The organism is Rhizobacter sp. P2_H2, assembly GCF_056403375.1.
The window spans coordinates 1-1,929 of record NZ_JBFUFP010001023.1; the positions used below are offsets into that span (position 1 = coordinate 1).

Sequence of the window (1,929 nt, forward strand, 5' to 3'; positions counted from 1 at the left end):
GTGCGCGGCCTGAAGCCGTTCCAGGACCACGGTTTCCACGCCCATGAGAAGGGCGACTGCTCCAGCGGCGACGGCATGAGCACCGGCGGCCACTTCAACCCGACCAACAAGCCGCACGGTTCGCCGCTCGGCGACCACCATGCCGGCGACATCCCGGCGATCACCGCCGATGCGAGCGGCGTGGCCGAGTTCGAATTCCTGCTCAGCGACGTCACCATCGGCTCCGGCCCGACCGACCTGGTCGGCCGCGGGTTGATCGTGCACGCGAGCCAGGACGACTACGCAACGCAGCCGACCGGCAACTCCGGCGCCCGCATCGCCTGCGGCGTCATCAAGCGAGACATGTGAGCCCCCCAGTCGCTGCGCTCCTGCCCCCAAGGGGCTCCTCCCATCGGCCCGGCAAAGCCGGATCCTGGGGAGTGGCTTGGCCTTGAAGGCTTTGTTCGTCGCCGCCGGTCCGAAGGCGCGCGAGCACCTGCGCCGCGACGGCCTGCGCCCGCAGGATGTGCGGGCCATCCCGGCCGCGGCCGGCGGGCCGAAGGGCCTGGCGCTGAACCACCTCGATCGCTTCCTGTTCGGCGACTGGCTGCCGCGCAGCGACCACACGGTGCACCTGCTCGGCGCATCGATCGGTGCGTGGCGCATGGCCACCGGCTGCCTCGACGACCCGGCGCGCGAGCTGGCGCAGATGGCCGCCGACTACATCGGCCAGCAGTACGAGCACGCGCCCGGCAGGCAACCGACCGCGACCCACGTCAGCCAGGTGTTCGCCGACAACCTGGTGCGCCAGTTCGGCGCGCGCGAGGCGCAGGTGCTGCAGCATCCGCGCTACCGGTTGCACGTCTTCACGAGCCGCGGCCGGCACGTGCTGGGCCGGCAGGGGCGGCTGCGCACGCCGATCGGCTACCTGGGCGCGTTCGCGGCCAATGCCGTGAGCCGCCGCGCGATGGGCGGCTGGCTGGAGCGCGTCGTGTTCTCGGACCCGCGCGATGCCTTGCCGCTGTCGCTCACCGACTACCGCACGCACACGGCCGCGCTCGATGGCTCGAACCTGCGTGCGAGCATCCTCGCGAGCTGCTCGATCCCGTTCTGGCTCGACGCGGTGCACGACATCCCCGGCGGGCCCCCCGGCGCCTACTGGGACGGCGGCATCACCGATTACCACCTGCACCTCGACTACGCGTCGATGCACGACGGCCTGGCGCTGTACCCGCACTTCCAGAGGACGGTGGTGCCGGGCTGGCTCGACAAGGGCTTCAAGCGCCGCCACCGCGCCAGCGCGATGCTCGACAACCTGATCGTGCTGTACCCGAACCCGGAATGGATCGCGACGCTGCCGCACGGCAAGCTGCCCGACCGGGCCGACTTCAAATCCTGGGGCGAGGACGTGGCCGGCCGGCAGGCGGTGTGGACCCGCGCGTTGCAGGAAAGCGAACGGCTTCGTGACGATTTCGCGAATTGGCTGGATCACCCTGAGGCCGACGCGCTGTAGGACGGCGCGCCATGCGCCGGAACGGTGCGGCGCTCCCCTAAAATTCGCTGGATGCGCGACCTGCTGCTGTCCCCTCCGCCACTCCCCTTGTCCTCCCCGTTGCAGTTCCGTCGCGCCTTCGAATCGACTGCCACGCCGGCGCTCGACCTCCRCATCCACACGGGCGAAGAGCCGCGGCACATTGCCGCCCCCGCGCTGCTGTACCCCGCCGGCCCGGTCACCGAGACCTGGAGCGTGCCCGGCACGCTGCACGAGCAGCGCCGCGGTGCCGCGCGCTTCGTGAGCGACGGGCAGTGGTTGATGGGCACGCTGTGCATCGACGACCGGACCTGGCCGGGCGGCATCTGCGCCGCGGCGCGGCAGGTCTACGACGAGCTGTTCCAGCTGCTGCGCGACGAGGGCTTTGCGCACCTGCTGCGCGTGTGGAACTACGTGGC

At 71.1% G+C, this 1,929-nt stretch carries 3 protein-coding genes; all 3 read left to right on the forward strand.

Annotated features, from left to right (window positions below):
• Positions 1-348: superoxide dismutase family protein (locus AC1D15_RS29565; protein WP_477828827.1), on the forward strand; the 348-nt coding region annotated here is incomplete at its 5' end.
• A gap of 82 nt (positions 349-430) precedes the next feature.
• Entirely contained in the window at positions 431-1,492 is a 1,062-nt protein-coding gene (locus tag AC1D15_RS29570; RefSeq protein WP_477828828.1) for a patatin-like phospholipase family protein, read from the forward strand.
• 87 nt (positions 1,493-1,579) lie between these two features.
• On the forward strand, positions 1,580-1,929 hold a 350-nt coding region (locus AC1D15_RS29575), incomplete at its 3' end, for a chorismate transformation FkbO/Hyg5 family protein (RefSeq protein WP_477828829.1).